21 protein-coding genes are annotated in these 26,916 nt (G+C 67.4%); 9 read left to right on the plus strand and 12 right to left on the minus strand.

The window, feature by feature from the left end; translation table 11 throughout:
• Window positions 1-24 precede the first annotated feature (24 nt).
• Complete coding sequence (gene pcaC, locus AC5P9C_RS17485) at window positions 25-411, plus strand: 4-carboxymuconolactone decarboxylase (RefSeq protein WP_049464447.1); 387 nt, start codon at window positions 25-27, stop codon at window positions 409-411.
• A gap of 76 nt (window positions 412-487) precedes the next feature.
• Here pcaC and AC5P9C_RS17490 read toward each other — a convergent pair whose 3' ends face one another.
• Window positions 488-1,342, minus strand: a complete 855-nt coding sequence (locus tag AC5P9C_RS17490; RefSeq protein ID WP_150827408.1) for an IclR family transcriptional regulator domain-containing protein — start codon at window positions 1,340-1,342, stop codon at window positions 488-490.
• Between the two features lie 101 nt (window positions 1,343-1,443).
• Window positions 1,444-3,855 carry a membrane-bound PQQ-dependent dehydrogenase, glucose/quinate/shikimate family gene (locus tag AC5P9C_RS17495; protein ID WP_495205230.1) on the minus strand — a complete coding sequence of 804 codons (2,412 nt, stop codon included), beginning with the start codon at window positions 3,853-3,855 and terminating at the stop codon, window positions 1,444-1,446.
• 299 nt (window positions 3,856-4,154) lie between these two features.
• Here AC5P9C_RS17495 and AC5P9C_RS17500 point away from each other — a divergent pair, with 299 nt between their 5' ends.
• Complete coding sequence (locus tag AC5P9C_RS17500) at window positions 4,155-4,694, plus strand: adenine phosphoribosyltransferase (RefSeq protein ID WP_495205231.1); 540 nt, start codon at window positions 4,155-4,157, stop codon at window positions 4,692-4,694.
• 92 nt (window positions 4,695-4,786) lie between these two features.
• Here the strand turns inward: AC5P9C_RS17500 and dbpA are convergent, their stop codons facing one another.
• Both dbpA and AC5P9C_RS17510 read right to left on the minus strand, forming a co-directional pair.
• On the minus strand, window positions 4,787-6,163 hold the full coding sequence (gene dbpA / locus AC5P9C_RS17505; protein WP_074726046.1) for an ATP-dependent RNA helicase DbpA: 1,377 nt from the start codon (window positions 6,161-6,163) through the stop codon (window positions 4,787-4,789).
• A 111-nt stretch (window positions 6,164-6,274) separates the two neighbouring features.
• Window positions 6,275-7,354 (minus strand): YeiH family protein, encoded by a 1,080-nt coding sequence (locus AC5P9C_RS17510; protein ID WP_343543936.1) that lies wholly within the window; start codon window positions 7,352-7,354, stop codon window positions 6,275-6,277.
• Between the two features lie 101 nt (window positions 7,355-7,455).
• Here AC5P9C_RS17510 and AC5P9C_RS17515 point away from each other — a divergent pair, with 101 nt between their 5' ends.
• Window positions 7,456-8,331 (plus strand): LysR family transcriptional regulator, encoded by an 876-nt coding sequence (locus tag AC5P9C_RS17515; protein ID WP_049464458.1) that lies wholly within the window; start codon window positions 7,456-7,458, stop codon window positions 8,329-8,331.
• Window positions 8,332-8,522: 191 nt separating this feature from the next.
• The gene (abc-f, locus tag AC5P9C_RS17520) at window positions 8,523-10,406 is read left to right on the plus strand and encodes a ribosomal protection-like ABC-F family protein (protein WP_329851029.1); all 1,884 of its coding nucleotides are present in this window, start codon (window positions 8,523-8,525) and stop codon (window positions 10,404-10,406) included.
• 158 nt (window positions 10,407-10,564) lie between these two features.
• Here the strand turns inward: abc-f and AC5P9C_RS17525 are convergent, their stop codons facing one another.
• Together AC5P9C_RS17525 and AC5P9C_RS17530 are read right to left on the minus strand one after the other, a co-directional pair.
• Window positions 10,565-11,026 carry a c-type cytochrome gene (locus tag AC5P9C_RS17525; RefSeq protein WP_049464462.1) on the minus strand — a complete coding sequence of 154 codons (462 nt, stop codon included), beginning with the start codon at window positions 11,024-11,026 and terminating at the stop codon, window positions 10,565-10,567.
• A gap of 9 nt (window positions 11,027-11,035) precedes the next feature.
• Window positions 11,036-11,431 carry a c-type cytochrome gene (locus AC5P9C_RS17530; protein WP_343543305.1) on the minus strand — a complete coding sequence of 132 codons (396 nt, stop codon included), beginning with the start codon at window positions 11,429-11,431 and terminating at the stop codon, window positions 11,036-11,038.
• A gap of 205 nt (window positions 11,432-11,636) precedes the next feature.
• Between AC5P9C_RS17530 and AC5P9C_RS17535 the strand changes: the two genes are divergently transcribed.
• Genes AC5P9C_RS17535 through AC5P9C_RS17545 form a run of 3 tightly spaced genes read left to right on the plus strand, consistent with a single transcriptional unit; the run spans window position 11,637 to window position 19,386 of the window.
• Entirely contained in the window at window positions 11,637-12,782 is a 1,146-nt protein-coding gene (locus AC5P9C_RS17535; protein WP_064238278.1) for an efflux RND transporter periplasmic adaptor subunit, read from the plus strand.
• Window positions 12,779-16,300 carry an efflux RND transporter permease subunit gene (locus AC5P9C_RS17540; protein WP_414615138.1) on the plus strand — a complete coding sequence of 1,174 codons (3,522 nt, stop codon included), beginning with the start codon at window positions 12,779-12,781 and terminating at the stop codon, window positions 16,298-16,300. Before AC5P9C_RS17535 ends, AC5P9C_RS17540 begins: the two co-directional genes overlap by 4 nt.
• On the plus strand, window positions 16,297-19,386 hold the full coding sequence (locus AC5P9C_RS17545; RefSeq protein ID WP_414615137.1) for an efflux RND transporter permease subunit: 3,090 nt from the start codon (window positions 16,297-16,299) through the stop codon (window positions 19,384-19,386). The genes AC5P9C_RS17540 and AC5P9C_RS17545 overlap by 4 nt, the downstream gene beginning before the upstream one ends.
• 240 nt (window positions 19,387-19,626) lie before the next feature.
• Here the strand turns inward: AC5P9C_RS17545 and AC5P9C_RS17550 are convergent, their stop codons facing one another.
• The 6 genes from AC5P9C_RS17550 to ykgO form a co-directional block, all read right to left on the minus strand.
• Entirely contained in the window at window positions 19,627-20,847 is a 1,221-nt protein-coding gene (locus tag AC5P9C_RS17550; RefSeq protein ID WP_414615136.1) for a TraB/GumN family protein, read from the minus strand.
• Between the two features lie 4 nt (window positions 20,848-20,851).
• On the minus strand, window positions 20,852-21,382 hold the full coding sequence (locus AC5P9C_RS17555; protein WP_057493768.1) for a GNAT family N-acetyltransferase: 531 nt from the start codon (window positions 21,380-21,382) through the stop codon (window positions 20,852-20,854).
• A gap of 14 nt (window positions 21,383-21,396) precedes the next feature.
• On the minus strand, window positions 21,397-22,284 hold the full coding sequence (locus AC5P9C_RS17560; RefSeq protein ID WP_343542898.1) for a carbon-nitrogen hydrolase: 888 nt from the start codon (window positions 22,282-22,284) through the stop codon (window positions 21,397-21,399).
• 162 nt (window positions 22,285-22,446) lie between these two features.
• Window positions 22,447-23,484: an agmatine deiminase family protein gene (locus tag AC5P9C_RS17565; protein ID WP_343542897.1), complete on the minus strand. Its 1,038-nt coding sequence runs from the start codon at window positions 23,482-23,484 to the stop codon at window positions 22,447-22,449.
• A 39-nt stretch (window positions 23,485-23,523) separates the two neighbouring features.
• On the minus strand, window positions 23,524-23,823 hold the full coding sequence (locus tag AC5P9C_RS17570; protein ID WP_414615141.1) for a hypothetical protein: 300 nt from the start codon (window positions 23,821-23,823) through the stop codon (window positions 23,524-23,526).
• Between the two features lie 175 nt (window positions 23,824-23,998).
• Window positions 23,999-24,124, minus strand: a complete 126-nt coding sequence (gene ykgO, locus AC5P9C_RS17575) for a type B 50S ribosomal protein L36 (RefSeq protein WP_005409283.1) — start codon at window positions 24,122-24,124, stop codon at window positions 23,999-24,001.
• 197 nt (window positions 24,125-24,321) lie between these two features.
• Here ykgO and cmk point away from each other — a divergent pair, with 197 nt between their 5' ends.
• Together cmk and rpsA are read left to right on the plus strand one after the other, a co-directional pair.
• Window positions 24,322-24,999 (plus strand): (d)CMP kinase, encoded by a 678-nt coding sequence (gene cmk, locus AC5P9C_RS17580; RefSeq protein ID WP_343542894.1) that lies wholly within the window; start codon window positions 24,322-24,324, stop codon window positions 24,997-24,999.
• A gap of 198 nt (window positions 25,000-25,197) precedes the next feature.
• Window positions 25,198-26,883, plus strand: a complete 1,686-nt coding sequence (rpsA, locus tag AC5P9C_RS17585) for a 30S ribosomal protein S1 (RefSeq protein WP_005409285.1) — start codon at window positions 25,198-25,200, stop codon at window positions 26,881-26,883.
• Window positions 26,884-26,916: the final 33 nt, after the last annotated feature.

A 26,916-nucleotide genomic window follows, 5' to 3' on the forward strand; every position in this document is an offset into this window, starting at 1 on the left:
CCTTCGCTCAACAGGTAGACCCCGATGGACGAACAGGAACGTTACGAAGCTGGCCTTGCGGTACGCCGCCAGGTGCTGGGCGAGGCCCATGTGGAGCGCTCGCTGGAAGCCCGCACCGACTTCACCGCCGAATTCCAGGAATTCATCACCCGCACCGCATGGGGCACGGTATGGACGCGCGAGGGCCTGCCGCGGCACACGCGCTCGTTGCTGACCATCGTGATGATGGTGGCGCTGGGCCATGACGAGGAGTTCAAGCTGCACATCCGCGCGGCCCGCAACAACGGCGTGACGCCGGAGCAGATCAAGGAAGCGCTGCTGCAGGCTGCGATCTACTGCGGTGTGCCTGCGGCCAACCACGCCTTCGCGCTGGCCAGGCCGATCCTGGAAGAGCAGGCTTCGGAACGGTAGTGCCGGCCGCTGGCCGGCAACCTCCTGCACATCGGCAAGGCCGGCCGCTGGCCGGCACTACCAGATTCAGTGCAGTTCAATTCAACAGCGTACCGAGGCGTTGCGCGGCTTCGCGCAGGCGGGGCAGCAGCTGGGTCTGCATCACGCCCAGGCCAATGCGGCCGGCCTGGGTGCCGATGTTCAGCGCGGCGACCACTTCGCCGCTGCGCGAACGCACCGGTACCGCGATCGAGCGCAGGCCGATCTCCAGTTCCTGGTCGACCAGCGAAACGCCTTCGCGTCGCACCTTCTCCAGCAGTTCAAGGAAGTCCTCCATGCGCGTGACCGTGCGTTCGGTGCGCGGCCGCAAGGGAGTGCGTTCCAGATAGCCTTCGAGCGTGTCGCGCGGCAGTGCGGCCAGCAGCACCCGGCCCATCGAAGTGCAATACGCGGGCAGGCGGCTGCCCGCACGCAGGCCGATGGACATGATGCGCACTGTCTCCGCGCGGGCGACATACAGGATGTCATCGCCATCGAGCACGCCCAGCGAGCACGATTCGTGCACGTCATCGCGCAGCGCATCGAGTACCGGCTGCGCCGCAGCGGTCATCGAGGACGACGCAACGTAGGCGCCCCCCATGCCCAGCACACGCGGCAGCAGCACGTAGCCACGTCCCTGCTCACCCACATAGCCGAGCTTTTCCAGCGTGTACAGGACGCGTCGCACCGCTGCGCGCGAGATGCCGGTGTCACTGCTGATCTGCGACATGGTGACTTCGCGCGGATGCTGCGAGAAAACGCTCAGCACGGCCAGGCCGCGGCCGAGCGAGGTCATGAAATCCGGGTCCCCCTGGTTTTCCTGGATCTGCTGCATCAGCTCATGGGCCAGGCCGCGATCCCGCGGTGGCGCAGGGGGGCGCTTGGTGCTACGGCTGGGAGGAACGGCAGGCATGGCAGCAGCTTTCATCAGGTTCGACCTTGAATGGTAAGCGCTCGAACCCGCAACCGGTACCCACGGGGCGCGGCCAGGCAGGCCGCGCCCCGTGGCAGGGGCTACGTGCGCTTCGGCAGCGCGTAGGCGATCACGTAGTCGCCACGGTCTGGCGACTGGCGCGCGCCGCCGGCGGAAATCACCACGTACTGGCGGCCCGTCTTCGGCGAGACGTAGGTCATCGGTGTGCCCTGGCTGCCCACAGGCATGCGGGCCTTCCACACTTCTTCCCCGGTTCGGCTGTCGAAGGCGCGCAGGTAGTAGTCCTGGGTGCCGGCGAAGAACAGCAGGCCCGACTGCGTAGCCAGCGACCCGCCCAGCGTCGGCATGCCGATCGGGATCGGCAGGCGCATCTTGATGCCCATCGGCCCGGTGTCCTTCACCGTGCCCACCGGCACCTGCCAGACCAGCTGCCGGGTAGCCAGGTTGATCGCCGACATCGTGCCGAACGGCGGCTTCTGGCAGGGAATGCCCAGCTTGGACAGGAAGCGGTCGCGCAGCGAGCCGTACGGCGTACCGGTCTGCGAGGCCGCGCCCATTTCCACGCCGCCGGCACCGCTGGTCATCTGCGCGCGGGGGATCAGTCGGGTCCACAGGCCCAGGCGCATGTCGTTGACGAACAGGTAGCCCGTGGTCGGGTCGACCGAAGCGCTGCCCCAGTTCATGCCTCCCAGCGAGCCCGGCCACTGCAGCGCCAGATCCTCGCCCGGCGGCGTGTACATGCCGTCGTAGCGGAACTGCTTGAACTGGATGCGGCACAGCATCTGGTCGATCGGGGTAGCCCCCCACATGTCCGACTCGGTCAGCGTTTCGGCGCCGATCTGCGGCAGGCCAACCGACAGCGGCTGGGTGGCGGCGTAGCGCTCGCCTTCGGCGTTGCCCTGCGGCGCCGGAATGTCGCGTACTTTGCTGATCGGTACGCCCGTCTGCCGGTTGAGCATGAAGATCTGGCCCGCCTTGGTGACCTGCAGCAGTGCCGGCAACGTGCCGCCCTTGCCGTCGGGCACGTCGACCAGGGTCGGCTGTGCGGGCAGATCGTAGTCCCACAGGTCGTGGTGGACGGTCTGATAGACCCAGCGCTCCTTGCCGGTGGCCACGTCCAGCGCGACCACGGCCGAGCTGTACTTGTCATCCTGCGGCGTGCGCTCGCCCGCCCACTGGTCCGGGGTGGTATTGCCGGTGGGCAGGTAGACCAGGCCCAGTTGCGGGTCGTAGGCCATCGAGGTCCATACGTTGGGCGTGGCGCGCGTGTAGTGGATGGACGGATCCAGCGGCACGTCCGGGGTTTCCCGCGACAGATCCCAGACCCAGGCCAGCGCGCCGCTGCGCACGTTGTAGGCACGCACCACACCGGACGGCTCGCCCACTTCAATGTTGTCAGCCACCCGGCCGCCGACCACGATCAGCTCGCCGGCGACCAGCGGCGCAGCGGTCAATGTGTAGAAGCCCGGCTTGATCTCGCCCATGCCGGTCTTCAGGTCAACCACGCCGTTGCTGCCGAAGTCCGGGCACAGCGCACCGGTCTTCGCATCCAGCGCGAACAGGCGCGCATCGATGGAGGTCATCAGGATGCGCTGTTCGCACAGCGCCGCGCCGGTGCCGGTCGTGGCGGGGGCCGGCAGCGGTGCCGGGGTCGCGGCAACGGCTGGCGCGGTGGTCGCATCGAAATAGCCCAGGCCGCGGCAGCGCTGCCAGTTCGGTGCAGTGGCCTTGGGGTCGAAGGCCCAGCGCTGCTTGCCGGAGTCGGCATCGATGGCGATCACCTGGTTGTGCGGGGTGCACAGGTACAGGGTGTCGCCGATCTGCAGCGGGGTGTTCTGGTCTTCGGCGCCGAAGCCGTTGCTTTCCGGCACGTCACCGGTGCGCGCGGTCCAGGCGACCTGCAGCTCCTTCACATTGGCCGGGGTGATCTGGTCCAGCGCGGCAAAGCGGGTACCTGCCGTGGTGTTGCCCCAGTGCATCCAGTCGCGCTGCTCGGCACCCTTGGCCACCGGTACCACCGGCGGCGTCGCACCCTGCGCAGTCTGCAGCGGTCGGGGTTGGAACGCCGACAGCGCCGTGCCCAGCAGGCCGACGAGCAGCACGGCGGCAACGCCATAGGCGCCGCGGCCGGCCACCTGGCCGCGGCTGCGACGCAGCACCGGCCACGCCAGCGCGACCAGAAGGGCCAGCACCGCCGGCATCACCAGCCGCGATACCAGCGGCCAGAAATTCCAGCCCGCATCGACCAGTGCCCACGGCAGCGTGGCCAGGAAGGCCAGGCCATACAGCAGCGCACCGCTCGGCCGGCGCAGCACCAGCAGCAGGCCGGCCACCGCCGACACCGCGCCCATCAGCAGGAAATACCAACTGCCCCCCAGCTGTACCAGGCGAACCCCGCCGACCAGCAGCGCCAGGCCGAACAGCGTCACCAGGATGCCGAGCAGGACCACCAGCACACGGCACAGGGCCGGAACCTTCGTCGTCTCGTCCACGTTGCATGAACCTCATTGCAGTAACCCGCGCGCAGGCGGGGAAAGGCCCGCGCGCGCAGAGCGTGGCGGGGACCATCGGCATCCCGGGCGGCTGCGGGCCGATGAAGGCGGGCAGGCGTCGGCCTGCTTATGGCGCAGGCTGGGTGAATGACCGGTTAGGGCGATTATCGCACGCGTGTGCGATTTTTGGCGTGACGGCACGTGGCCATTGATGGAACGCATTGGCGCGCAGGTACCGGGAACGGGCAGCGCGCGAGCGAACCGGTTACCCTATGCCGCCATACACGCTGGTAGCTGCAATGACCGACGCCACCATGGCCGTCTCCGCCTGGTCCTCCCGCCTGCGCGACATCGCCGACTTCCCCAAGCCCGGCATCCTGTTCAAGGACATCATGCCGATGCTCGCCCACGGCGAGGATTTCCGCGGCGCGATCACTGCGATGGCCGATCGCTGGCGCGACCAGAAGCTGGATGCCGTGGTGGGCATCGAATCGCGCGGTTTCATCCTCGGCGCCGCGATGGCGCTGGAACTGGGGGTGGGCTTCGTGCCGGTGCGCAAGCCGGGCAAGCTGCCCGGCCAGGTGCTGCGCGAGGAATACACGCTCGAATACCGCAGCGACTGCATCGAGGTGCATGCCGATGCGCTGCCGGCCGGCGCGCGCGTGGCGATCATCGACGATGTGCTGGCCACCGGCGGTACGCTGGTCGCCGCACTGTCGCTGGTGCGCCGCCTGGGTGTGGATGTGGTCGGTGCCGGCGTGCTGGTCGAGCTGGACGGCCTGGGTGGCCGCGCGCGCTGGGAAGCGGGCCTGCCGCTGCACACCGAACTGGTGTTCTGATCAGGGGCTGGGTGCCAACCGGGGTTGGCATCCACCCTGGCGAATGGCCGGGAGCCGGTCGTTGCCAACCGTGGTTGGCAACGCGGCTTCAATCACATCATCCGCACGCGGAAGCGACGGCCCTTGATCTTGCCGGCCTCCAGCCGGGCCACGGCCTTGTTGGCCTGCTCGCGCGCGATCGCCACATAGGAGCGGGTCGGGAAGATCGCGATCTTGCCGATGAACTTGGCTGACAGGCCGGCGTCGCCGGTCAGCGCGCCGAGGATGTCACCCGGGCGCAGCTTGTCGGTCTTGCCACCGTCGATCCGCAGGGTGCGCATCGCGGCCTGCGGCAGTTCGGCCGGGCGCGAGGTCGCCAGCGGCGTCTTCTGCCAGTCCAGCGGCTGCCCCATCTGCGCTTCAATCGCTTCGGCGCGGGTCTTCTCGCGTCCGGCCACCAGGCTGATCGCCAGGCCGCTGGCACCGGCACGGCCGGTACGGCCCACGCGGTGCTGGTAGCTCTCCACGTCGGTCGGCAGTTCGTAGTTGATCACTGCGGCCAGCGCTTCCACGTCCAGGCCGCGTGCGGCCACGTCGCTGGCCACCAGCACGTTGCAGCTGCGGTTGGCCAGCAGCAGCAGCACCTCCTCGCGGTCGCGCTGTTCCATGTCACCGTGCAGGGCCAGTGCGGAGAAGCCGAACTGCTGCAGCGAGTTGGCCACTTCGTCCACGTCCTTGCGGGTGTTGCAGAACACCACCGCCGATTCCGGCGCGTACTTCAGCAGCAGGCCGGCCAGCGCCTTCTGGCGGTGCGCCGGCTCAACCTCGCAGAACAGATGGCGGATGGCGGGGGCCTGGTCGGCGCCTTCCACAGTCACTTCCACCGCCTCGCGCAGCAGGTCACGTGCCATGGCGCGGATGCTGTCGGGGAAGGTGGCGGAGAACAGCAGGCTCTGGCGATCCCTGTGGGTGCGGCCGGCGATCTCGCGGATGGGCTCCTCGAAGCCCATGTCGAGCATGCGGTCGGCCTCGTCCAGCACCAGCGTGCGCACCGCGCCCAGATTCAGCGCGCGCTTGCGCGCCAGTTCCTGCACACGGCCGGGCGTACCGACCACCACGTGCGGGTCGTGGCCCTCCAGCGAGGCCAGCTGCGGGCCCAGCGGCACGCCACCGACCAGCAGCAACAGCTTCAGATTCGGAATGCCGGTGGCCAGCTTGCGGATCTGCTTGCCGACCTGGTCGGCCAGTTCGCGGGTCGGGCACAGGACCAGTGCCTGCACGCGGATCATGCTGGGGTCGATGGCCTGCAGCAGGCCCAGGCCGAAGGCGGCGGTCTTGCCGCTGCCGGTCGGCGCCTGCGCGATTACATCGCGGCCGTCCAGGATGGCCGGCAGGCTCTGCGCCTGCACGGGGGTGAGAGTGGTGTAGCCGAGGGCGTCCAGGCCAGGCTGCAGGGCCGGGCTCAGCGGCAGGGTCGAAAAGTCAGTCATGGCGCATTGTACCTGCCTGCGTGGCCCGTCCCGCCTGATGGGGTGGGGGGCGGCATCCACGCATGGCGTGGATCTCCGGCGCGATGCCGGCCCGGGTCGGCACGCGCCCGCTCAGCCCAGCACCGCCAGCACACCCTGGTGGATCGCCAGGCCACCGAACAGCAGCCAGGCGAACAGGATCAGCGCCAGCAGCAGCGGCTTCAGGCCCGCCTGGCGCAGCGCCGAGACGTGGGTGGTCAGGCCCAGCGCGGCCATCGCCATCGCCAGCAGCACGGTATCCAGCTGCACCAGCCCGGCCTGCAGGCCGGCCGGCAGCAGATGCAGCGAGTTGAGACCGGCCACCGCCACGAAACCGAACGCGAACCACGGCACCACGATGGGCGCTTTGCTGCCGTCGGCGCTGGCCTTGCCGCCACGCGCCAGCCACAGCGACAGCGCGACCAGGAACGGCGCCAGCAGCATCACCCGCACCATCTTGGTGATCACCGCGGTGTCGGCCGCTGCTTCGTTGACCGCGCGGCCCGCCGCCACCACCTGTGCCACTTCATGCACCGTCGCGCCGGTGAACAGGCCGTACTGCCGTGCGTCCATCGTCAGCCAGCCGTGCGACTGCACCAGCGCATACAGCGCCGGGTACAGGAACATTGCCAGCGTGCCGAACACCACCACCGTCGACACCGCCACCGTGACCTGCGCCGCGCGGCCGCGCACCACCGGCTCGGCGGCCATTACCGCCGCCGCGCCGCAGATCGCGCTGCCGGCGCCGATCAGCATCGCCGCTTCGCGTTCCATCCTGAACACACGCATGCCGAGCCAGCAGGCCAGCCCGAAGGTGCTGGCGACCACCAGCACGTCCATCAGCACACCGCCAAAGCCAACGTGGCCGATGTCCTGGAAGGTCAGGCGCAGGCCGTACAGCACGATGCCGGCGCGCAGCAGCCAGTGCTTGGAGAAGCCGACACCGGCCGCGCTGCCCGGTGCCAACCGCGGGTAGACGGTGTTGCCGACCACGATGCCGGCGACGATGGCCACGGTCAGCGCGCTCAGGCCATGCGCCTGGAGCCAGGGAAGCTCGGCCAGGTACAGCGACGCCGCCGCGACCAGGCCCACCAGCAGCAGGCCGGGCAGGCGAGGCTGCCAGCGTTGGCGCAGGGCGGGCAGGGACCAGGAGGAGAGAGCGGGGGCGTTCATGGCAGGGCAGGGCTGGAGTGATGGGGCAAGCGTGCGCCCCAGCCGTTGACCTGTAAAACGAATAATATGAGTGAAATCTACCTGTCCAGAAGGTAACGGCCATGCGCCTGACGTTGCGCCAGCTCCAAGTCTTCGTGGCCATCGCCGATCACGGCAGTACCACGGCTGCGGGCCAGGCCATCGCGCTCTCGCAATCGGCCAGCAGTGCCGCCCTGCAGGAACTGGAGGCGCATTTCGGTACTCCGCTGTTTGACCGCATCGGTCGTCGCCTGGCCCTGAACGGCCATGGCCGCGCACTGCTGGAGCCGGCGCGCAGCCTGCTGGTCAATGCCGCCGATCTGGAGCGGCAGCTGGCCGCCGGTGGCGACCCGTCGCAGGGGGCACCGCTGCGGCTGGTACTGGCCGCCAGCACCACCATCGGCAATTACCTGCTGCCGCCGCGCATCGCCGAGCTGCTGCGGCACGCCCCGCAGGCAGAGGTCGACCTGCGCATCGACAACAGTGCCGGGGTGGTCGCCGCCGTGCAGCGCCTGGATGTGGACGCGGGCCTGATCGAAGGCCCCTGCCACGAGCGTGGCCTGCAGGTGACCGCCTGGCAGCAGGACCCGCTGGTGATCGTGGCCGCCGCCGATGCCCGCGCACGCTGGTCGCTGGATGAACTGCGCCGCGCACGCTGGCTGTTGCGCGAACCGGGTTCCGGCACCCGCGAAGCGGTCGAACAGGCGTTGCTGCCGCACCTGCGCGGCTTCGCGCAGACCCTGCAGCTGGGCAACACCGAAGCGATCAAGCAGGCCGCCATCGCCGGCCTCGGCCTGGCCTGTCTCTCGCGCCATGCGCTGGAAGAGCCGCTGGCCCTGGGCCGCCTGCGCGTACTCGAGACTCCTCTGCCGCCCCTGCAGCGCACGCTCTGGCTGGTACGCCACCCAGGCAAGCACTGGCTGCCGGGGTTGCAGGCGTTGCTGGGGGAGGTGGGGTAGCCGGGATCGGTCTCACACTGCGCGCATTCCACGACGGGGTCAGAGCCCGTTGCCGACCAACGGGATCCGACCCCTGCCGTCCCACAGGAAACCAGCGTTTGACGTTGCCGTTGAGGTTGCCGGCCAGCGGCCGGCACTACCGCGGGTGCCGGGTGCAACCCGGCCGGGGCCCCAACCCGTACAATGTCCGGATGCCTCTGATTACTCTGCAGAACGTCGACTTCAGCGTCGGCGGCCCGTTGTTGCTGGAAAAGGCCGAACTGTCGATCGAGCCGGGCGAACGCATCGCCCTGATCGGCCGCAACGGCGCCGGCAAATCCACCCTGCTCAAGCTGCTCTCCGGCGACCACAAGCCCGATGACGGCGAAGTGCGCGTCCAGCAGGGCGTGCGCGTCACCCGCCTCGAGCAGGAAGTGCCACACGGCGCGGCCGGCTCGGTGTTCGACGTCGTTGCCGATGGCCTGGGCGAACTGGGCCAGTGGCTGGCCGAGTTCCACCACCTCAGCCATGCCGAGGTGTTCGATGGCGAAGCCCTGGGCAACGTGCAGGCCAAGATCGACGCCGCCAACGGATGGGGCCTGGACCAGCGCGTCAGCGAAACGCTGACCAAGCTCGACCTGGACGGCGAGGCTGAGTTCGGCCGCCTGTCCGGCGGCATGAAGCGCCGCGTGCTGCTGGCCCGTGCGCTGGTCTCCAGCCCGGACGTGCTGCTGCTGGACGAACCGACCAACCACCTGGACATCGAAGCCATCGACTGGCTCGAAGCGTTCCTGAAGGGCTGGAGTGGCAGTGTAGTGTTCGTCACCCACGACCGCCGCTTCCTGCGTGCACTGGCCACCCGCATCGTCGAGATCGATCGCGGGCAGGTCACCAGCTGGCCCGGCGACTGGGCCAACTACGAGCGCCGCCGCGAGGAACGGCTCAATGCGCAGGCGCAGGAAAACGCGCGCTTCGACAAGCTGCTGGCGCAGGAAGAAGTCTGGATCCGGCAGGGCATCAAGGCGCGCCGCACCCGCGACGAGGGCCGCGTGCGCCGCCTGAAGGCGATGCGCGTGGAGCGTTCGCAGCGCCGCGATCTCAGCGGCAACGTCAAGATGGAAGCCGCGCAGGGCATCAGCTCCGGCAAGAAGGTCATCGACGTCAAGGACATTTCGTTCGCCTTCGGCGAGCGCACCATGGTCCGCGACTTCACCACCACCATCATGCGCGGTGACCGCATCGGCCTGATCGGCCCCAATGGCAGCGGAAAGACCACGCTGCTGAAGCTGCTGCTGGGCGAACTGCAGCCGGCCAAGGGCGAAGTCAACGCCGGCACCAACCTGCAGATCGCCTATTTCGACCAGTACCGCGCGGTGCTGCGCGAAGACTGGAGCGCGATCGAGAACGTGGCCGAAGGCCGCGATTTCCTCGAGTTCAACGGCAAGCGCAAGCACGTGCATGCCTACCTGCAGGACTTCATGTTCACCCCCGAGCGCGCGCGTGCGCCGATCACCCGCCTGTCCGGTGGCGAGCGCAACCGCCTGCTGCTGGCCAAGCTGTTCGCGCAGCCGTCCAACCTGCTGGTGATGGACGAACCGACCAACGACCTGGACGTGGAAACCCTGGAGCTGCTGGAAGAGCTGCTGGGCGAGTACACCGGTACGCTGCTGCTGGTCAGCCACGACCGTGACTTCATCGACAACGTGGTGACCTCCACGCTGGTGATGGAAGGCGACGGCGTGATCGGCGAGTACGTCGGTGGCTACAGCGACTGGCAGCGCTATGCGGCCAGCGTGGCGGCGCCTGCGGCGGCTACGGCCGCCAAGCCGGCGGCCGCTGCACCGACTGCGGCGGCGGCTGCGACTCCCGCCGCGCCCAAGCGCAAGCTGGCCTACAAGGAAGCGCGCGAACTGGAACAGTTGCCGAAGACCATCGAGAAGCTGGAAAGCGACGTCGAAGGGCTGACCTCGGCGATGAACGATCCGGCGTTCTATACCCGCAGCAGCGCCGAAGTGACGGCGCACACCCAGCAGCTGGCCAAGGTGCAGGCCGAGCTGGATGCCGCCTACGCGCGCTGGGAAGAGCTGGAAGGCTGAGCGTTGACCGGCGCCAGCGGCTGCGCCGATTGATCGGATGGAGAATCAGTAGATCCACGCCATGCGTGGATATCCGGATCTGTGCGGACCAACGGTCCGCACCCACCAATCAACGGTCCGTGCGGACCGAGGTCCGCCCCTACCGGGGGGGCCGGCGGTCATTTGACCCCGTGCAGATCCCGCAGCTGGCTCGGCCGGCTGCCGAAGTACGCCGCCAGATCGGCGATGTCCTGATCACTCAGGTCCTTCGCCTGCGGTGTCATCAGCGCATGCTGGCGATCACCGGCGCGGTAGGCCTGCAGCGCGTGTGCCAGGTAGTCACCGTACTGCCCACCCAGCTTGGGGTAGGTCGGGTCGATCGGTGCGTTGCCGTCGGCGCCATGGCAGTCGATGCAGCTCTGGTTGGTGGCCTTGCCCTTCACCTTGGCGCGGGCTTCGCCGGCGGCCTCGCGGCCGGTCGGCAGGCCGGCCGAGGACGAAGAACCGTGCTCGCCGCTGGCATGACCCGGGTCGGCGGCGGAGGTCTCGCTGTTTTCCACCTGCGACTGTGAACAGGCCGCCAGCAGCAGGGCAACGGACAGGGCGATGGCGTGACGCATCGGATGCGCGGCTTTCGACATGGGCGGGCCTTACTTGACGGTGGACAGGTAAACAGAGAGATCGGCGATCTCCTGTTCGCTGAAACTCATCGACTGCGCCTGCATCGTCGGATGCCGGCGCTTGCCCTGGCGGTACTCGGTCAGGGCCTGGGCCAGGTACTGCTGGGTCTGGCCGCCGATCTTCGGCACCCGGTAACTGGGATAGGCGTTCTTGTAGCCGGTAATGCCATGGCAGCCCTGGCACGTGTAGGCCAGGACGCGCCCATTGTCGAAGTTGCCGGTGGGCGCGGCAGGCGCAGGCGCCGCAGCGGGAGCCGGGGCCGGGGCAGGCGTGGCGGGAGCAGGAGCAGGAGCGGGCTGTGCGGCGGCCCCAAGGGGCAGGAGGACGGCCAGAGCGAGACAAGCGGCGAGCGGCTGCGGGCGCATGGTGTCGTTTCCGGGGATTCGGGTCTGGTCGTTCCGGCGTGGGGTACGGAACGACCCGAGTATAGCCTCAGGTTTCATCTAGCTGAAATGGGGTCGGGCCGACCGGCGGCGTGAAGGCACCATGACCTTTGGGATATGGTGTTGCCGTGAAGTGGTGCATTACTTTGCTACCACACCTGTCCACGCATCCTCCAGGGACCTGACGATGTCGCACCCAACCCTCCTGTCCGGCCGTCGCAGCGGAATCTGCGCTGCCGCACTGCTGATCTCCACCTCCCTGCTGCTGGGCGGTTGCGCCGCAGGGCCCAATTCTGAAGCCAAGGCCGCCGAGACCAAGGAGGAAAAGAAGGTCGATGCGGTCCCGGTCGAGGTGGCGGTGGCCAGCCATCGCGCGGTCGCGGCCAGTTACACCGGTACCGCCGCACTGGAGCCACGCGCCGAATCGCAGGTGGTCGCCAAGACCTCCGGCGTGGCACTGGCGGTGCTGGTCGAGGAAGGTCAGCGGGTCACCGCCGGCCAGCCGCTGGTGCGGCTGGACCCGGACCGCGCGCGCCTGGCGGTGGCACAGAGCGAAGCGCAGATGCGCAAGCTGGAAAACAACTACCAGCGCGCACAGAAGCTGGTCGGCCAGCAGATGGTCAGCGCCGCCGATGTCGACCAGCTGCGTTTCGATCTGGAAAACGTCCGCGCGCAGTACCGCCTGGCGACGCTGGAACTGTCCTACACCACCGTGGTCGCACCGATTTCCGGCGTGATCGCCTCGCGCTCGATCAAGACCGGCAACTTCGTGCAGATCAATACGCCGATCTTCCGCATCGTCGACAACTCGCGACTGGAGGCGACGCTCAACGTGCCCGAACGCGAGCTGGCCACCCTGCGCGCCGGCCAGCCGGTGACCCTGGCGGCCGACGCGCTGCCGGGGCAGAGCTTCACCGGCACCGTTGACCGCATTGCGCCGGTGGTGGACTCGGGCAGTGGCACGTTTCGCGTGGTCAGCGCCTTCGACGGCGCAGCACACGCACTGCAGCCCGGCATGTTCGGGCGCATCCGCATCGACTACGACCAGCGTGCCGATGCGCTGGTGGTGCCGCGCCTGGCGTTGCTCGACGACGGTGAGCCGGCGGTGTTCCGCGTGCGCGAAGGCAAGGTCGCACGGGTTCCGGTCAAACTGGGTTACGCCGAGGGCCCGTGGGTGGAGATCCGTGATGGCCTGGCGGCCGGTGATCAGGTGGTCACCGCCGGCAAGGTCGCCCTGCGCGACGGCACTGCGGTGCAGGTGATTGCCGACCCGAAGGCGAAGACGGTCGCAACGGCCGCCAAGCCGGCAGCCAAGGCCGGGAGCACGCAATGACCGCCCCGGGCCACGACCACGGTGCCTCGCCGGCGAGCGACGGCGCCGCCGCCGGCATGCGCGGCGGCCTGGTGGAGTTTGCCACCCGCCGCCGCGTGACCATCGCCATGTGCACGGTCACCCTGCTGCTGTTCGGCCTGATCGCGCTGGGCAACCTCAAGGTCAACCTGCTGCCGGACCTGAGCTACCCGACGCTGACCGTGCGCACCGAATACACCGGTGCGGCGCCGACTGAAATCGAAACCCTGATCACCCAGCCGGTCGAGGAAGCGGTCGGCGTGGTCAAGAACCTGCGCAAGCTGAAGTCGGTCTCGCGCACCGGCCAGAGCGACGTGGTGCTGGAATTCGCCTGGGGCACCAACATGGACCAGGCCAGCCTGGAGGTGCGCGACAAGATGGAAGCGCTGAACCTGCCACTGGAGGCCAAGGCCCCGGTGCTGCTGCGCTTCAATCCGTCCACCGAGCCGATCATGCGCCTGGTGCTGTCCAACAAGGTCGCGCCGGCCAGCGATGCCGACGCGGTCCGCGAGCTGACCGGCCTGCGCCGCTATGCCGATGAAGACCTGAAGAAGAAGCTGGAGCCGGTCACCGGCGTGGCGGCAGTGAAGGTCGGCGGTGGACTGGAGGACGAGATCCAGGTCGACATCGACCAGCAGAAGCTGGCGCAGCTGAACCTGCCGATCGACACCGTCATCAAGCGCCTGAAAGACGAGAACATCAACATCTCCGGCGGCCGCCTGGAGGAGGGCTCGCAGCGCTTCCTGGTGCGTACCGTCAACCAGTTCGCCGACCTGGAGGAGATCCGCAACCTGCTGGTGACCACCCAGGGCTCGAACGGCAGCGCGGCCGACTCGGCATTGCAGCAGATGTTCAACATTGCTGCCTCGACCGGTTCGGCAGCGGCCATCGCGGCGGCTTCGGCGGCGCAGAGCGCATCGTCAGGTGCGGGCTCCAGCGTCGTCGCCAACGGCGTGCCGGTGCGCCTGAAGGACGTCGCCACCGTGCGCCAGGGCTACAAGGAGCGCGAAGCGATCATCCGCCTGGGCGGCAAGGAGGCGGTCGAGCTGGCCATCTACAAGGAAGGTGACGCCAACACCGTGTCCACCGCCGAAGCGCTGCGCAAGCGGCTGGAGCAGATCAAGGGCACGTTCCCGTCGGACGTCGAGCTGACCACCATCGAGGACCAGTCGCGCTTCATCGAGCACGCCATCGCCGACGTCAAGAAGGATGCCGTGATCGGTGGCCTGCTGGCGATCCTGATCATCTTCCTGTTCCTGCGCGATGGCTGGAGCACGTTCGTGATCAGCCTGTCCTTGCCGGTCTCGATCATTGCCACGTTCTTCTTCATGGGCCAGCTCGGGCTGAGCCTGAACGTGATGTCGCTGGGTGGCCTGGCATTGGCCACCGGCCTGGTGGTGGATGACTCGATCGTGGTGCTGGAGAGCATCGCCAAGGCCCGTGAGCGTGGCCTGGGCATCCTGCAGGCGGCGATCGCCGGCACCCGTGAAGTGAGCATGGCGGTGGTCGCCTCGACCCTGACCACCATCGCGGTTTTCCTGCCGCTGGTGTTCGTCGATGGCATCGCTGGGCAGCTGTTCCGCGACCAGGCGCTGACCGTGGCGATCGCCATCGCGATCTCGCTGCTGGTGTCGATGACCCTGATCCCGATGCTGAGCTCGCTGAAGGGACGGCCGCCGCTGGCGTTCCCGGAAGAGGCACCGAACGCAGCGTGGCAGCCGCAGAAACGCTGGCAGAAGCCGGTCGCCCTGGGTCGCCGTGGCGTGGTCGCCAGCGTGCGCTGGGGCTTCTATGCGCTGGCCTGGCTGGTGGTGCGCCTGTGGCGTGGCGTGGTGGCGGTGGTCGGGCCGGTGATGCGCAAGGCCAGTGACCTGGCGATGAAGCCCTACGCCGGTGCCGAGCGCGGCTATCTGCGCCTGTTGCCGAGCGCATTGGCACATCCGGGCAAGGTGCTGGGCGTGGCCACGATCATCTTCGTGGCGACCATGGCGCTGGTACCGATGCTCGGCGCCGACCTGATCCCACAGCTGGCGCAGGACCGGTTCGAGATGACCGTGAAGCTGCCGGCCGGCACGCCGCTGAAGCAGACCGACGCGCTGGTGCGTGAGCTGCAACTGGCGCATGGCAAGGGGGAGGGCGTGGCTTCGCTGTACGGTGTCAGCGGCAGCGGCACCCGCCTGGACGCCAGCCCCACCGAGAGCGGCGAGAACATCGGCAAGCTGACCGTGGTGATGGCCGGTGGTGGCAATGCCCAGACCGAGGCGGCAATCACCGAGCGCCTGCGCGGCACCATGAGCCAGCATCCGGGCGCGCAGGTCGACTTCGCGCGGCCGGCGTTGTTCAGCTTCTCCACGCCGCTGGAAATCGAGCTGCGTGGGCAGGACATGGCGACCCTGGAAGTGGCCGGCCAGCGCCTGGCGGCGATGCTGCGCGGCAACGCCCACTACGCCGACGTGAAGTCGACGGTGGAGGAGGGCTTCCCGGAAATCCAGATCCGCTTCGACCAGGAGCGCGCCGGTGCGCTGGGCCTGACCACCCGCCAGATCGCCGACGTGGTGGTGAAGAAGGTGCGTGGCGACGTCGCCACCCGCTACAGCTTCCGTGACCGCAAGATCGACGTGCTGGTGCGTGCCCAGGAAGGTGACCGCGCCAGCGTGGACAGCATCCGTCGGCTGATCGTCAACCCGGGCAGCACCCGCCCGGTGACTCTGGACGCGGTGGCCGACGTGGTCGCCACCACCGGCCCCAGCGAGATCCATCGTGCCGACCAGACGCGGGTTGCGGTGGTGTCGGCCAACCTGCGCGACATCGACCTCGGCGCGGCCATGCGCGAAGTGCAGCAGATGGTGTCCGAGCAGCCGCTGGGCGCGGGCGTCGGCCTGCACATCGGTGGCCAGGGCGAGGAGCTGGCGCAGGCGGCGAAGTCGCTGATCTTCGCCTTCGGCCTGGCGATCTTCCTGGTCTACCTGGTGATGGCCTCGCAGTTCGAGTCGCTGCTGCATCCGTTCGTGATCCTGTTCACCATCCCGCTGGCGCTGGTCGGTGCGATCCTGGCGCTGATGCTGACCGGAAAGCCCATCTCGGTGGTGGTGTTCATCGGCCTGATCCTGCTGGTCGGCCTGGTCACCAAGAACGCGATCATCCTGATCGACAAGGTCAACCAGCTGCGCGAGGCCGGTGTGGCCAAGCAAGAGGCGCTGGTGGAAGGTGCGCGCTCGCGCCTGCGGCCGATCACCATGACCACGCTGTGCACGCTGTTCGGCTTCCTGCCGCTGGCGGTGGCGATGGGCGAGGGTGCTGAGGTGCGCGCGCCGATGGCGATCACCGTGATCGGTGGCCTGCTGGTGTCGACCCTGTTGACCCTGCTGGTGATCCCGGTGGTGTACGACCTGATGGATCGTCGTGGCGATGCCTACTATCGCGAGCGCGGCCGCAAGCATGCCGGCGCAGGGCTGCACGGCGCTGAGGGCGGCGCGGCAGGCGTGGAGGAACCGGCATGAGTGTTGCCGAGTTCTCCATCCGCCGCCCGGTCACCACCATCATGTGCTTCGTGTCGCTGGTGGTGATCGGCCTGATCGCTTCGTTCCGGCTGCCGCTGGAGGCGCTGCCGGACATCTCCGCGCCCTTCCTGTTCGTGCAGATTCCGTATACCGGCTCGACCCCGGAGGAAGTGGAACGGACCATCATCCGTCCGGTCGAGGAGTCACTGGCGACGATGACCGGCATCAAGCGGATGCGTTCGTCGGCGACGTCCGAGGCGGCATTGATCTACATCGAGTTCAGCGACTGGGACCGCGACATCGCCATTGCCGCGTCCGACGCGCGCGAGCGTATCGACGCGATCCGCAGCGACCTGCCCGACGACCTGCAGCGCTACAACGTGTTCAAGTGGTCCAGCAGCGACCAGCCCGTGCTGAAGGTGCGGCTGGCCAGCACCACCGATCTCACCACTGCCTATGACATGCTCGACCGTGAGTTCAAGCGGCGCATCGAGCGCATCCCGGGCGTGGCCCGCGTCGATATCACCGGTGCGCCGCCGAACGAGGTGGAGATCGCCATCGACCCGAACCGGCTCAACGCGCATGGGTTGAGCATCAACGAGCTGAGCGAGCGCCTGCGCACGCTGAACTTCTCGATCTCGGCCGGGCAGATCGACGACAACGGCCAGCGCGTGCGCGTGCAGCCGGTGGGCGAGATCACCGACCTGCAGGAAATGCGCGACCTGGTGATCAACGCCAAGGGCATGCGCCTGGGTGATATCGCCGACGTCCGCCTGAAGCCGGCGCGGATGAACTACGGGCGCCGCCTGGACGGCAACCCGGCCGTCGGCCTGGACATCTTCAAGGAGCGCAGCGCCAACCTGGTGGACGTCTCGCGTGCGGCGTTGGCTGAGGTCGAGGCGATCCGCGCGCAGCCGTCGATGCGCGACGTGCAGATCAAGGTGATCGACAACCAGGGCAAGGCGGTAACCTCCTCGCTGCTGGAACTGGCCGAAGCCGGTGCGGTCGGCCTGATCCTGTCGGTCACCGTGCTGTTCTTCTTCCTGCGCCACTGGCCGTCGACGCTGATGGTGACCCTGGCTATTCCGATCTGCTTCACCATCACCCTGGGCTTCATGTACTTCGTCGGGGTGACACTCAACATCCTGACCATGATGGGCCTGCTGCTGGCCGTCGGCATGCTGGTCGACAATGCGGTGGTGGTGGTCGAGAGCATCTACCAGGAGCGCGAGCGCATGCCGGGGCAGCCACGGCTGGCCTCGATCATCGGCACCCGCAACGTGGCCATCGCACTCAGCGCCGGCACGTTGTGCCACTGCATCGTGTTCGTGCCGAACCTGTTCGGCGAGACCAACAACATCAGCATCTTCATGGCACAGATCGCGATCACCATCTCGGTCTCGCTGCTGGCCTCGTGGCTGGTCGCGGTCAGCCTGATCCCGATGCTGTCCGCGCGCATGGCCACGCCCAAGCTGGTGCACTCGCAGACCGGCCTGATCGCGCGCCTGCAGCGCCGCTACGCCCGGCTGCTGGACTGGTCGCTGCACCACCGCGGCTGGAGCCTGCTCGGCATCCTGCTGGTGGTACTGGTCAGCCTGGTGCCGATGAAGCTGACCAAGGTCGACATGTTCGGGGGCGAGGGCGGCAAGGACATCTTCATCGGCTACATGTGGAAGGGCGCCTACACCTACCGGCAGATGTCCGAGGAAGTGGCGCGGGTGGAGAACTGGATCGACCAGAACCGCGAGCGCCTGCACGTGAAGCAGGTGTACTCCTGGTACAGCGAGCAGGAGGGCAGCTCCACGGTGGTCACCCTGGACGAGAAGTACGCCAAGGACATCAAGGCGCTGCAGGAAGAGTTGCGCAAGGGCCTGCCGAAGTCCGCCCGCACCGACTATTTCGTCGGCAACCAGGGGGGCGATGGCGGTGGTGGCGGCAACCAGGGCGTGCAGGTGCAGCTGGTGGGCGACTCCAGTTCAATGCTGCAGGAGATTGGCCAGGAAGTGGTGCCGTTGCTGGCGCAGCGTGCCGAGCTGCGTGACGTGCGCATCGACAACGGCGAGAAGGGCGGCGAGCTGAAGGTGCGCGTCGACCGTGAGCGTGCCGCAGCGTTCGGCTTCAACGCCGAACAGGTGGCCAGCTTCGTCGGCCTGGCGCTGCGCGGTGCCCCAATGCGCGAGTTCCGCCGCGGTGACAATGAAGTGCCGGTGTGGGTGCGCTTTGCCGGCGCCGAGCAGAGCAGCCCGGAAGACCTGGCCGGCTTCAGCGTGCGCACCGGCGATGGCCGCAGCGTGCCGCTGCTGAGCCTGGTCACCGTGGACGTCGGTTCATCGGCCACCCAGATCGGCCGTACCAACCGTCAGACGACGTTGACCATCAAGGCCAACCTGGCCGAGAAGGTCACCGCGCCGGACGGGCGCAAGGCGATCGAAGCCGTGCTCAAGCCGATGAACTTCCCGGCCGGCTATGGCTTCACGTTTGACGGCGGCGACTACGGCAACGACGACGAAGCCATGCAGCAGATGGTGTTCAACCTGCTGATCGCACTGGTGATGATCTATGTGGTGATGGCGGCGGTGTTCGAGTCGCTGCTGTTCCCGGCGGCGATCATGAGTGGCGTGCTGTTCTCGATCTTCGGCGTGTTCTGGCTGTTCTGGATCACCGGCACCTCGTTCGGGATCATGTCCTTCATCGGCATCCTGGTGCTGATGGGTGTGGTAGTGAACAACGGCATCGTGATGATCGAGCACATCAACAACCTGCGGCGCAGCGGCATGGGCCGCACCCAGGCGCTGGTGGAAGGCTCACGCGAACGCCTGCGCCCGATCATGATGACGATGGGCACGGCGATCCTGGCGATGATCCCGATCTCGCTGACCGATACGCAGATGTTTGGCAACGGCCCGGAGTATTCGCCGATGGCGCGCGCGATTGCCGGCGGCCTGGCGTTCTCGACGGTGGTCAGCCTGCTGTTCCTGCCGACGATCTACGCGGTGCTCGATGACCTGCGCACTGCCGTGACGCGGCTGATCCGCCGTGCGCGTGGCCTGGAGAGGGTAGAGCCGGGCGCTGCCCGGCTGCAGTGATCGAGCGTGCTCGGCCGTAAGCAGCACCAACGTGTTGTGGTGTGGGGGAGGCCGGTCGTAGTGGGGCGGCCTCCCCCTTTTTTTGCCGGGCATGGCGCGGCGTTACCCATCACTGCATCGCGGCGTCGCTCGAGCAGGGGTTAAGGCATAGCAAAGCCCGGCTGATCTTCGCGACCTGAAGCATAGTGCCAACCAAGGTTGGCACCTACCGGTAGCGCCGGGCCATGCCCGGCGGAACCATCAGCCTGCCACCTTGCCCCACACCTTGAACGTGGTCAGCCACAGGCCGAGCATGCTGCCGATGTTGGTCAGCATGAAGGTCAGCACCACGCGGGTGACGCGGTTGCGGTACCAGCCCTTCAGGCTCTGCGCATCGTCGCGCAGCTTCAGGAAGTCTTCGTAGGCCGGCTTGCGCAGCCGTGCTTCCACCAGCGCCGAGAAGGCGCCGGTCGGGATGCTCAGGCGGAACGGCTTGAACGGGGCCACCGCGATCGCGGTGAGGATGCTCAGCGGATGGCCGCCGGCCAGCAGGCAGCCCAGGCCCGCCAGGCCGCCGGTGTACATCGCCCAGGTCGCCAGCAGTTCGGTGCCCACGCCCAGACCGCCGCGGTAGAAGCCCACGCCGATGCCGGTGGCCACGATGGCCAGGATGCCGAGCGTGAACCACGGAATGTTGCGCTTCTTCGGCACCGCCTCCAGCTCGGCGCGCAGCGGTGCCGGGGCCTCGATGTCGGTTTCCAGGTAGCGCGCGAGACCCGCAAGATGGCCGGCGCCGACCACCGCCAGCACTTCAAGCTGCTGCGGGGTGTGTTCCTCGCGCAGGCGCGTGGCCATGTAGCGGTCGCGCTCGCCGATGATGGTTTCGTACAGCGCCGGGCTCTCGCTGGCGAACTCACCAAAGCTCGACTCCAGCATGTCGCCCTGCTTGAGCTTCTCGATCTCGTTCTCGCCCACTTCTTCCGACGAGAACAGGCCCGCGCCCAGCCCGGCAACCAGCTTCAGCTTGCCGAAGAAGCCCAGCCGTTGCGACGCACGACGGAAGGTCAGGCCGACCTCGCGGTCGATCAGGTGCACCGGCAGGTTGCGCTCGCGGGCCAGCTCCACCGCACGCTTCAGCTCGGCACCGGGTTCGATGTCGAGCTGTTCGGCCAGGCGGCGCTGGTAGGCGGACAGCGCCAGGTTGGCCGCAAACAGGGCCACGCGGCCCTTGCGGATCACTTCGACCAGATCAAGCTTGGCCAGCGTGTCCGGGTCGCTCAGCGCCTGCAGGCGCTGCGGGTCCAGCTCGACAGCCACTGCATCGAAGCGGCCGCTGTCGATGGCTTTTTCCACGGCCTCGACGCTGGCGCGTGAAACGTGGGCGGTGCCCAGCAGGGTGTAACGCACGCCGTCGCGTTCGACAACGCGCACCGGCTGGCCGGCGAACAGGTCGTCACCGGTCTCGGGAAGGGTTTCGGTCATGGGTTCATTCATTGGAAGGTGCGGTGTCGGCGCCGTCGCCGAGCGCGCGCTGCATCTGCACGGTATCCAGCCAGCGGCCATGCTTGCGGCCGAGGCCACGGAACACGCCCACCAGCTCGAAGCCGAAGCGTTCGTGCAGCTTGATTGAAGCGGTGTTGGTCGGTTCGCCGATCACCGCCACCATCTGCCGGTAGCCACGCGCCACGCAGGCATCGATCAGCGCCTGCAGCAGGCCGGTGCCGACGCCCTTGCCCTGGAAGCGGGCATCGACGTAGACCGAGTTCTCCACGGTCCACTGGTAGGCCACGCGGGTGCGGTAGGTGTTGGCGTAGGCATAGCCGGCCACCTGGCCATCGATCTCGGCGACCAGGTAGGGGAAGCCGCGATCGACGATGTCGCGCATGCGGCGCAGCATCTCGGTCGCGTCCGGGATGTCGTACTCGTAGGTGTTGACGAAGTCGGTCACTTCCACCGCGTAGATCGCGGTGATCGCATTGATGTCGGCAGGGCCGGCATCACGGATGAGGACGGCCATGCGCGGGCTCCGGCTCAGTCGATGTAGCGCTTGAGCAGGTCGCCGTAGGCATCGATGCGGCGATCACGCAGGAACGGCCAGATGCGGCGCACGTGCTCGCTGCGCTGCAGGTCGACGTCGCACAGCAGCACGGTGGCCTCGGTGCCGGCCTCGGCCAGGAATTCGCCCTGCGGGCCCAGCACGTGGCTGTTGCCCCAGAACTGGATGCCCGAAGCACCCAGCGGCGAAGCCTCATGGCCGACGCGGTTGCAGCTCAGCACCGGCAGGCCATTGGCCACGGCATGGCCGCGGTGGCTCAGTACCCAGGCGTCGCGCTGGCGGGTCTTCTCGTCCTGCACATCGTCCGGGTCCCAGCCGATCGCGGTCGGGTACAGCAGCAGCTCGGCGCCGGCCAGCGCCATCAGCCGCGCTGCTTCCGGGTACCACTGGTCCCAGCACACCAGCACGCCCAGGCGGCCCACCGAGGTATTGATCGGCGTGAAGCCGATGTCGCCCGGGGTGAAGTAGAACTTCTCGTAGAAGCCCGGGTCGTCCGGGATATGCATCTTTCGGTACTTGCCGAGCAGCGTGCCGTCCTTCTCGAACACCACGGCGGTGTTGTGGTACAGGCCGGCAGCGCGGCGCTCGAACAGCGAGCCGACCAGCACCACGCCATGCTTCTTCGCCAGCGCGCCCAGGCGCTCGGTGCTCGGGCCCGGAATCGGCTCGGCCAGGTCGAACTCATCCACCGACTCGTGCTGGCAGAAGTACGGACCGTTGTGCAGTTCCTGCAGCAGCACCAGCTTGGCACCCTGCGCAGCCGCCTCGGCCACGCGTGCTTCGATCACCGCCAGGTTGGCGGCGGCGTCACCGTGGTTGCGCTCCTGGATCAGGGCGACGGTAAGGGGGCTGCGCGAGTTCATGCGGGGCGTTCCTGCGGGGGAAAACCTGCATGTTAGCGCGGATGGACGGCGGCGGCGTGTCGCGCGCTGAATGGGTGATGGTCGTGCCGGCCGCTGGCCGGCATCCCCGTCAATCCATCGGGCATTGCCTGATTGCCGGCCAGCGGCCGGCACGACCTTTTCTCAGACCTTCAACAGCCCTTCCGGCAGCTGCATGGTGATGCAGTGCAGGCTGCCGTTCTGCCAGATCAGCGAGCGGCAGGGCACCTGCACGATCTCGCGGCCCGGGTAGGCCTGCGCCAGCACGTCGCGGGCCAGGTCGTCGGCCGGGTCGCCATAGGCCGGCATCAGTACCGCGCCGTTGACGATCAGGTAGTTGGCGTACGACGCGGCCAGGCGACGGCCTTCGTCGATCACCGGCCGGGCCCACGGCAGCGGGAACAGGCGGTACGGCTGGCCATCCTTGGTACGCAGTGCCGCCAGTTCGTTGCCCATCGCCTGCAGTTCGGCGTAGTGCGAGTCGCGCTCGTCGTCGCAGGCCTGGTAGACGATGCTGTCGGTCGAGGCGAAGCGGGCGAGGGTGTCGATGTGCGCGTCGGTGTCGTCGCCTTCCAGGTAGCCGTGGTCCAGCCACAGCACGCGGTCCTGCTGCAGCCAGTCGGCGAGGTCGGCGCTCAGGCTGGCGCGGTCACGGTCCGGGTGGCGTTCGTGCAGGCACTTCCAGGTGGTCAGCAGGGTGCCTTCGCCGTCGGTCTCGATGCCGCCGCCTTCCAGCGCGAACGGAATGCTGCGCACCGGCGCATCGTTGAACACGCCGGCCTGGTCGAGTACGCCCACCAGCTGGTCATCCAGGGTGGCGTCGAACTTGCCGCCCCAGCCGGTGAAGCGGAAGTCCAGCAGCTGGAAACCGCCGTCGGCGCGGCGCAGGGTGATCGGGCCGGAGTCGCGCAGCCAGGTATCGTCGTAGGCGGCCGTGGTGAAGTGGACCTTGTCCATGTCGATGCGGTTGGAACGCAGCCGCATTTCGGCATAGGTCTCCACATCGTCGTCGGCCACGCAGATCAGCACCGGCTGGAAGCGGGTGATGGCCGCGACCAGGGCGATGTAGGTCTCTTCCACCTGGCCCAGGCGGTCGGCCCAGTCGGTGTCGGCGGTGGGCCAGGCAATCAGGACGCCGCTCTGGGCTTCCCACTCGGCAGGAAAACGAAGGGTCTGGTTCATGGTCTCGCTACACAGGCCCGCCCACGGCGGGTAAGGGGATCAACGGATCGGCGGTTTCGGGCCGATTTCGTTCGGGTCCGCCTGGTTGGCCACCACGTCGATCACCTTCTGCTTCTCGAAGTAGACGGTGAACTGCGGGTACACCCAGCGGTTGATGGTCGGCCATTGCCGCTTCTGCCCGCCGCGCGGCTGCAGCTGCTCGCTGGGCGCGCCGAACTGCGCCTGCACCTGCTGCATGCTCTGGCCGCGCACGGGCCGGGCGCCGGCCGGCTTCTCGCGGGCACGGTCGACAAGCAGGGTATCGGCCAGTGCCGGTGTGGCGGCGGCCAGGGTGGCCATCACGGCCAGGGCGGACAGGTAACGCTTCATCTCGATCTACTCCCCAGTGGTCAAGAAAGGCGATTACAGCAAAAACGGCAGGAAAAAGCCGCATAAACAAAAAACCGCCCGAAGGCGGTTTCTTGCATCGGGTCGGCCCCGCGTAGGGCCCGCCGCAGCCAGGAGGCTGTGAGGCTTAGCGCTGACGCGCCTTGAAACGCGGGTTCGACTTGCAGATGACGAAGATCTTGCCACGACGACGCACGACCTTGCAGTCACGGTGACGGGCCTTCGCCGACTTCAGGGAGGACAGGACTTTCATGGCATACCTCGGCGTAAACAGTAGTTGTTCGGGTGGAGCGTGGCCGCGATATGCGAAAGACAATCGGCAGTTGACGCTCGTTCAAGCCCGCCATTCTACCGGGCTTTTCCTCATGGTTTCAAGTGGTTGGACAAAAGATCCCGCGCGGGGCGTCTGGCAGGGGCTAGAATGGCCTCTTCACACGCTCTGGGACCCCCATGAATCCACTCGCTCCCGTCCTGACCATCGACGGCCCATCCGGGGCCGGCAAGGGTACCATCAGCCGCATCATCGCGCGCAGGATGGGCTGGCATTACCTGGATTCGGGCGCGCTGTACCGGGCGGTGGGCGTGGCCGCGAGCTGGGCCGACATCGACACCTCCGACGCCTCGGCGCTGGTCCGCTGCACCTTCGACACCCACGTCCAGTTTGTCGAGCAGGGCGATGCCATGCGGGTCATGGTCAATGGCACCGACGCCACCGACGAGCTGCGCCTGGAGACCACCGGCGCGCTGGCCTCGGCGATTGCGGCCATTCCGGAGGTCCGGGCCGCCCTGAAGGAGCGCCAGCGCGCATTCAGGGAGCTGCCCGGCCTGGTCGCCGACGGCCGTGACATGGGCACGGTGATCTTCCCGGACGCCTCCTACAAGGTCTTCCTGACCGCCAGTGCCGAGGAGCGCGCCGAGCGCCGGCATAAGCAGTTGAAAGACAAGGGGGTTTCTGTTAGCTTTGATGACCTCCTGCGCGAGATCATGGCCCGCGACGCCCGTGATGCCCAGCGTACCGTGGCGCCCCTGAAGCCGGCAGACGATGCTGTCCTCATCGACACCACAGGCATCGGCATCGATGATGTCGTTGCCCGAGTGATGGATCTGCTTCCGGTTCCGGCTGCCTGATCCGTTCGCGCGGGAGCACTGCCAGCAGCATCGGCGGTGGTCGCGCATAGCAATGCTGTACCCGCTCCGTCGCGCAATGATGCGTGGCGGTTTTCCTACTACACACGACCTGCGTTTCCGGGGTCGACCAACAGGCGGGCGGTCGCCATTACCCTGAAGGGGACGCCACCGACCCATGTGTCCAACAGAGTAAATCTAATGACCGAATCATTTGCCGAACTGTTTGAAGCCAGCCAGGCCAACCTGGCCAAGCTGAAGCCGGGCGCCATCGTCAGCGGTACCGTTGTTGAAGTCCGCGGCGACGTCGTGGTGATCAACGCTGGCCTGAAGTCCGAAGGCATCGTGCCGATCGAACAGTTCCGTAACGACGCTGGCGAAATCGACGTCGCCGAAGGCGACATCGTCAAGGTCGCCCTCGACTCGATCGAGAACGGCTTCGGCGAAACCGTCCTGTCGCGCGAGAAGGCCAAGCGCGCGATGGTGTGGGACGAGCTGGAAGAAGCGTTGGAAAAGAACGAAACCATCACCGGCCGCATCAGCGGCAAGGTCAAGGGTGGTTTCACCGTGGACATCAAGGATGTCCGCGCCTTCCTGCCGGGTTCCCTGGTCGATGTGCGCCCGGTGCGCGATCCGGCCTACCTGGAAGGCAAGGAACTCGAGTTCAAGCTCATCAAGCTGGACCGCAAGCGTAACAACGTCGTGGTCTCGCGCCGCGCTGTCGTCGAAAGCGAGCACTCGGAAGAGCGCGAGCAGCTGATGGACAAGCTGCAGGAAGGCGCGATCCTGAAGGGTGTCGTCAAGAACCTGACCGATTACGGCGCGTTCGTGGACCTGGGCGGTATCGACGGCCTGCTGCACATCACCGACATGGCGTGGAAGCGCGTGCGTCACCCGTCGGAAGTCGTGAACGTCGGCGACGAGCTGGACGTCCGCGTGCTGAAGTTCGACCGCGAGCGCAACCGCGTTTCGCTGGGCCTGAAGCAGCTGGGCGAGGATCCGTGGGACAACATCGGCCGTCGTTACCCGGCCAACAGCCGCGTCTTCGGCAAGGTCTCCAACGTCACCGATTACGGTGCGTTCGTTGAGATCGAGCCGGGCGTCGAAGGCCTGGTGCACGTCTCCGAGATGGACTGGACCAACAAGAACGTCAACCCGTCCAAGGTTGTGCAGGTGGGTGACGAAGTCGAAGTGATGGTGCTGGACGTCGATGAAGAGCGTCGCCGTATCTCGCTGGGCATGAAGCAGGTTGCCGCCAATCCGTGGGAAACCTTCGCTGCCACCCACAAGAAGGGTGACAAGGTGTCGGGCCAGATCAAGTCGATCACCGACTTCGGCATCTTCATCGGCCTGGACGGCGGCATCGATGGCCTGGTCCACCTGTCCGACATCAGCTGGAACACCACCGGCGAAGACGTCGTTCGCAACTTCAAGAAGGGCGATACCCTGGACGCCGTCGTCCTGGCTGTCGATCCGGAGCGCGAGCGCATCTCCCTGGGCGTGAAGCAGCTGGAGCAGGATCCGTTTGGCCAGTACATGGCGGCCAATCCGAAGGGCTCCAAGGTCGAAGGCGTGGTGAAGGAAGTCGACGCCAAGGGCGCGATCATCGAGCTGGCTGACGGCATCGAAGGTTACGTCTCGGCCCGCGACATCGCCAACGAGCGCGTTGACGACGCCACCCAGCACCTGAAGGTCGGCGACAAGATCGAAGCCAAGTTCGTGGGCATGGACCGCAAGGGCCGTACCCTGCAGCTGTCGATCAAGGCCAAGGACGACGCGGAAATGCGCGAAGTGCTGGAGGAATACCAGTCCTCTTCGGCTTCCAGCGGCACCACCCAGCTGGGCGCGCTGCTGCGTGCGCAGCTGAACGGCAACAAGTCCGAGTAATCGGCCTTAGGCTGTTTGTTGTTTCCTGGACGG

This window comes from Stenotrophomonas sp. YJH_SMC_10 (assembly GCF_059371555.1).